The organism is Acidimicrobiales bacterium (genome assembly GCA_035540975.1).
Classification (GTDB): Bacteria; Actinomycetota; Acidimicrobiia; order Acidimicrobiales.
The window spans coordinates 1-5896 of sequence record DATLFN010000092.1; the positions used below are offsets into that span (position 1 = coordinate 1).

General features: G+C 74.0%; 5 protein-coding genes. 1 reads left to right on the plus strand and 4 read right to left on the minus strand.

Annotated elements, in window-relative coordinates:
* From VM242_10270 to VM242_10285, 4 genes are all read right to left on the minus strand, one after another.
* On the minus strand, nucleotides 1–606 hold a 606-nt coding region (locus VM242_10270), incomplete at its 3' end, for a 4Fe-4S dicluster domain-containing protein (GenBank protein HVM05550.1).
* Nucleotides 603–3842, minus strand: a complete 3240-nt coding sequence (gene fdh, locus VM242_10275; protein ID HVM05551.1) for a formate dehydrogenase — start codon at nucleotides 3840–3842, stop codon at nucleotides 603–605. The genes VM242_10270 and fdh, both read right to left, overlap by 4 nt.
* 17 nt (nucleotides 3843–3859) lie before the next feature.
* Entirely contained in the window at nucleotides 3860–4273 is a 414-nt protein-coding gene (locus VM242_10280; GenBank protein HVM05552.1) for a hypothetical protein, read from the minus strand.
* 8 nt (nucleotides 4274–4281) lie between these two features.
* Nucleotides 4282–4806, minus strand: coding sequence for a hypothetical protein (locus VM242_10285; GenBank protein ID HVM05553.1), 525 nt, complete (start codon nucleotides 4804–4806; stop codon nucleotides 4282–4284).
* 381 nt (nucleotides 4807–5187) lie between these two features.
* On the opposite strand from VM242_10285, the gene VM242_10290 reads away from it, so the two are divergent.
* A complete protein-coding gene (locus tag VM242_10290) occupies nucleotides 5188–5766 on the plus strand; it encodes a PilZ domain-containing protein (GenBank protein HVM05554.1) in 579 nt (192 codons plus the stop codon).
* Nucleotides 5767–5896 lie beyond the last annotated feature (130 nt).

Below are 5896 nucleotides of genomic sequence, written 5' to 3' on the forward strand. Positions count from 1 at the left end.
CACCCCGTCGGTCGGGTCCTCGCCGTACAGCCGGGCGCCGGCCACCCCCGCCTCCCGCAACGAGCCCACCCGTGCCGCCGCCCGCTCCCGCAGCTCGTCGAGCGGCCCGAACTGGATGGAGTCGGTGGGGCACGCCTTGGCGCACGCCGGCTCCAGCCCGCCCCGCAGGCGGTCGTAGCAGAGCGTGCACTTCCAGGCCCGGCCGTCGCCCCGCCGCTGGTCGATGACCCCGAACGGGCACGCCGGGATGCAGTACCCGCAGCCGTTGCAGATGTCGTCCTGCACCACCACGGAGCCGAACTCGGTGCGGAACAGCGACCCCGTCGGGCACACGTCGAGGCACCCGGCGGACGTGCAGTGCTTGCACACGTCCGACGACATCAGCCACCGCCGCGCCCCGTTCCCGCCGCTCCCGCCGGCCGGCGCCTGCTCGATGAAGGCCACGTGGCGCCAGGCGTCGGCGTTCAGCGAGCCGGTGTTGTCGTAGGACAGGCCGAGCAGATCGGAGCCGCCGGTGGGCACGCCGTTCCACTCCTTGCACGCCACCTCGCACGCCTTGCAGCCGATGCACACCGAGGTGTCGGTGAAGAACCCGACCCTCGTCACCGCTCGCCCTCGTCGGACGACAGCGCCGCCGTCCCCGTCGCGCCGGTGGCCCCCGCCCGCTGCCGGTACCCGGCGACGTAGGCGAGCAGGGCCGGGCCCTCGGGGCGGCGCCCGGGGCGCACGTCACAGGACCCCACCTTCGACTCCTGGATGTGCACGTTGGCGTCCAGGGTGACGCCGAACAGGTCGTTGGCCGAGTCCCCCGCCGTGATCCCGCCGGCGCCCCAGTGGTACGGGATGCAGACCTGGTGGACCGTCCGACCCGCCACCCGCAGGGGCGCCAGCCGGTCGGTCACCAGCACCCGCGCCTCCACGGCGGCGCGGGGCGTCACCAGGTGGGCCCACTCGAGGTGGCGCAGGCCCCGCTCCGCCGCCAGCGCCGGCGACACCTCCACGAACAGCTCGGGCTGGAGCTCGCTCAGGACGGGGACGTAGCGGCTCATGCCGCCCGCCGTGTGGTGCTCGGTGAGCCGGCTGGTCGTGAAGACGTAGGGGAAGACCTCCGAACCGGCACGGGGGGCGCTCGGGCTGCGGGGGTTGTCGGCCCGGGCGTAGACCTTCCGGGTCGGGTTCACCTGCTGCGCATGGAGCAGGTTCGGCACCGGCGACTCGGGCGGCTCGTAGTGGGCGGGCAGCGGGCCGTCGACCAGGCCGGCGGGGGCGAAGAGCCAGCCCTTGCCGTCGGCCTGCATGACGAACGGGTCGTCGCCCGCCAGCGCCGCCTCGGCGGTGGCGCCCGGTGGTGGACGGTACGACGGCGGCTTGGTCCGCTCGAAGTCGGGGACGTCCCGGCCCGTCCACTCGCCCCGCTCGTCGTCCCACCACACGTACCTCTTGCGCTCGCTCCACGGCCGTCCCTCGGGGTCGGCGGAGGCCCGGTTGTAGAGCAGGCGGCGGTCCAGCGGCCACGCCCATCCCCACCGGTGCTCGTCGCCGGGCGGGCGCCGGGCCGCCCGGTTCTCGCCGCCGCCGAACACTCCGGCGTAGATCCAGCAGCCGCTCGCCGTGGAACCGTCGTCGCGCAGGTCGACGAAGGTGTCGAGCAGCCGCCCCGTCGCCAGGTCGCACCCGTTCACCTCGCGGAGCACCGCCTCGGCGCTGGGCTCGTCGTACGGGCCGTGGAGCGGGTAGTCCCAGGTGAGGTCCAGCACGGGCCGGTCCCGCTCGTCGCCGGACGCCGCCAGCCGCTCGCGCACCAGACGACCGAGATGGAAGAAGAACCACAGCTCGGAGCGGCAGTCGTCCTTCGGCTCCACCGCCTGGTCGCGCCACTGGAGGACGCGCTGGGTCTGGGTGAACGTGCCCTCCTTCTCGACGTGGGAGGCGGCGGGCAGGAAGAACACCTCGGTGCGGCACGTCGCCGGGTCGATCTCGCCGGTGGCGATCTCGGGGGCGTCCTTCCAGAAGGTGGCGCTCTCGACCAGGAAGAGGTCCCGTACGACGAGCCAGTCGAGGTTGGCCATCCCGAGGCGCTGGGCCCGCCCGTGGGCCGACCCCACGGCCGGGTTCTGGCCCAGGAGGAAGTAACCGGAGATGCGGCCGTCGATCATGTCGAAGACCTGGCGGTAGGTGCCGTGGTCGCCGGTGAGGCGGGGCAGCCAGTCGAAGCGGAAGTCGTTCTCGGGCGTCGCCGCGTCGCCCCACCACGCCTTCAGCAGGCTGACCGTGTAGGCGCCGGCGTGGCCCCAGAACCCCTTCTGGTGGCGACCGGTGATGGACCGCACGTAGGTCGCCAGGTCGGGGTGGGCGGCGGCGTCCGGCATGGGCAGGTAGCCGGGCAGCAGGTTGAACAGCGTGGGGATGTCGGACGACCCCTGGATGCTGGCGTGGCCCCGCAGGGCCAGGATGCCTCCGCCCGGCCGGCCCACGTTGCCCAGCAGCAGCTGGATGATGGCGCCCGCCCGGATGTACTGCACGCCCACGGTGTGCTGCGTCCAACCCACCGAGTACACGAGGGCCGTCGTTCGCTCCCGGCCCGAGTTCGCCGTCCACGCCTCGCACACCCGGAGGAACAGCTCCTCGGGGACGCCGCACACCTCCTCGACCATCTCCGGCGTGTAGCGGGCGAAGTGGCGCTTCAGGACCTGGTAGACGCAGCGGGGGTGGGTCAGGGTGGGGTCCCGCTCGGCGCCCGGCTCGTCGAGGGCGGGGCCGTGGCTGCCCGCCTCGTGGGGCGCCGCCTCGCCGGGGCGGTCGTCGCCCCCGCTCCCGGCCGTCGACGCGCCCGCGTAGCGCCACGACGACGGGTCGTAGGCCCGGGCGTCGGCGTCGAAGCCGGAGAACACCCCGTCGAGGTCCTCGGTGTCGAGGAAGTCCTCCGACACCAGCGTCGCCGCGTTGGTGTAGGCGACGACGTACTCCCTGAAGTCCAGGCCGCGCTCGAGGATGTGGCGGATCACCCCGCCCAGGAAGGCGATGTCGGTCCCGGCCCGCAGCGGGACGTGCAGGTCGGCCAGCGCGCTGGTGCGGGTGAAACGGGGGTCGACGTGGATCACCCTGGCGCCCCGGGCCTTGGCCTCCATCACCCACTGGAAGGCCACCGGGTGGCACTCCGCCATGTTCGAGCCCTGGATGACGATGCAGTCGGCGTGGCGCAGGTCCTGCTGGGTCGTGGTGGCGCCGCCCCGGCCGAGCGAGGTCCCCAGACCGGGGACGGTGGCCGAGTGTCAGATGCGGGCCTGGTTCTCGATCTGGATGGCGCCGAGAGCGGTGAACAGCTTCTTGGCCAGGTAGTTCTCCTCGTTGTCGAGCGTCGCCCCGCCCAGGGTCGAGATGCCGAGCGTGCGCCGGACCGGGCGGCCGTGCTCGTCGACGTCCTGCCAGCCCTTGCGGCGGGCGTCGACCACCCGGTCGGCGATCATCTCCATGGCCGTGCCGAGGTCGAGGGTCTCCCACTCCGTGCCGGAGGGGCGCCGGTAGAGCACCTCGGTCTGGCGCAGCGGGCTGGTCACCAGGTCCTTGCTGGCCGACCCCTTGGGGCACAGGCGGCCCCGGGAGATAGGGCTGTCGGGGTTGCCCTCGATCTGGGTGACCTCGCCGTCCTTCACGTAGACCTGCTGCCCGCAGCCCACGGCGCAGTACGGGCAGACGGACGACACGACGGCGTCGGCCTCGGCGGTCCGGGGTGCGAGGGTCTCCGACCGCCGTGACCGGGCGGCGTCGCCGCGGCCGAGGCGGTCCGGGCCGGTGATCTGGCGGGCCGCCGGCCACGCCCGGAGCCAGTCGGGGAGGGCGATGCGGGAACCCTAACCGGCTACGACCGGCCGAAGGTGACCGTCGCCCGTCCCCTGGTGCACCGGTAGTCGGACCGGGGAAGGGGGTCGTCGGTCGCGTGGGTGACGACGCAGCGCCACCCGTCCACCTCGAGCGACGGCGGCCCGCCCGAGCTGGTCCGCCGCCCGGCCACCTCGACCAACGCGCGCGCCTCGTCACAGGGGACGCCGGTGGCGGTGATGTCACCCGCCACGTCCTCCGAGTCGGGGGTGAAGCCGACCTGCCCGCACTCGCGCGTCGCCGCTGGCGTGGTGGTCGTGGGGCTCGTGGACGTAATGGCCGTCGTGGGGGCGGTCGTGGTGCTCGTGGTCGTCGGCGGCGCGGCGGCGGGCTCGTCGTCGTCCCCGCAGGCGGCCGGCACCAGGGCCACCGCGCCCATCACGGCGCCGGCCACGGCGCGTCTCAGCGGCCGCTGGCGTTCCACCGCAGGACCGAGCTGCCCTGGAACACGACGTAGGCGGGGCGTTGGCCCTTGGGCACCTCGAAGTTGAGCCAACCCCGCACGCAGGCGCCGCCGTCGAGCCGGGCGTCGGCCAGCAGGGGCTCCTTGGGGCCGAAGTACGACCGGCCGCGCACGGTGCCGTCGGGCATCTCGACCTTGAACGCCTCGGGCGTCACCCGGCGGGCGCCGCGCGGCCCGGCGCAGATCTGGGCCTCGGCCGCCGCGAACTCCTTGCCGGGGTCGGGCTCCAGCACGCCGGCCGACACCGGCTGCACGAAGGCGGTGACCTCCACCTCGTTGCCCTCGGTGGTCCTCGACCGCTGCCCGAGGCGCATGGCGGTGGGGTCGGGCGTGGTGGTCACCGTCGTGGTGGGCACCGTGGTGGTCGGCTTGGCGATCTCCACCGCCACCGTCCCCCCCGAGGAGGTGCAGGCGGGCAGCAGTACCGCCGCCGCCAGCGCCGCCACCACCGCTCGGCAGAACATGCTCCACCCCCCAACACGACGCAGGTGCGGCTGGCTGTTCAGCCCTGGGCGAATGGTACCGGTCGTGCGGTTCGTGCGGGAGGGCCGGCGCCTCGTGGGGCCACGTCCTCACGCGCGCGTCGGGCATGCCGATTGGGATGGCGGGTCCGGTGTGGACGATGCCGGCGGCGGCGTCGTGCCGAATACGGCGGAAGGCGGGCCCCGGCGGGCCGCACGGACGAGGAGGAGGGGCGAGTGACGGCGACCGAGGATCGGTGGAACGGCCGGGCCGCGGCCGGCGGGCCGGCCGCGACCGGCCGGCCGGTGCGGTCGCGCCACCCGAGCCGGATGGCGTGGGCACCGTTGGTATTGTCGGTCCCCATGCCGACGGCATGGAGACCCGTGGCCGGGCAGGTCGCGCTGATCGAGCGTGACGACGAGGACGGCCGGGTCACCGGCGTCGTCCTCCTCGCCCGGGACGATGCCATCCGCGTGCACCTGGGCGGCGACCGCTCCGGGCTGTCGCCCGGCGCGGTGGTGGCCAGCTTCATCGCCCCCGACGCCCTGTACCGGATGAAGGCGACGCTGTCGCTCCACGACGGCACCGCCGGCCTCGTCGAGCTGCACAGCCACGGCGTCGAGCGGGTGCAGCGCCGCACCGCCTCCCGGGTCGCCCTCACCCTTCCCGTCGTGCTGTCGAACTTCGACGAGCCGGCACCCGGCGACCGCACCGCCTTCTCGTCGTTGAGCGGTGAGACGGTCGACATCGGCGAGGGCGGCTGCCGGGTGCGGGTGCTCGACCCGTTCCCGGAGGGCTGCGACCCCACGGTGAGCCTCGAGCTGCCGTCGGGGCGGACGGTGGTGGCGCTGGCGGCCATCTCCCAGGCGCTCGCGCTCCCCGAGGGTCACGAGTACCGGCTGGTGTTCCTGTCCATCGACCCCGCCGACCGGGACGTCCTCCGCCGGCTCGCCGTCGACTGATGTGGAACGGCTTGTCAAGTAGGTCGCGACGGGTTCGTCGAGATGACTTCGGGGCGTGCGGAAGTAGGGGGAGGGCGGTCAAGGCCGGCCGAAGGCCGCCCGGAGGGGAAGCCTTGACGGCCCGGTGGGC

What these genes read in the sequence shown, in the direction of transcription:
- VM242_10285 (HVM05553.1), bottom strand. Translation starts at nt 4,806, where the DNA reads ATGTTCTGCCGAGCGGTGGTGGCGGCGCTGGCGGCGGCGGTACTGCTG.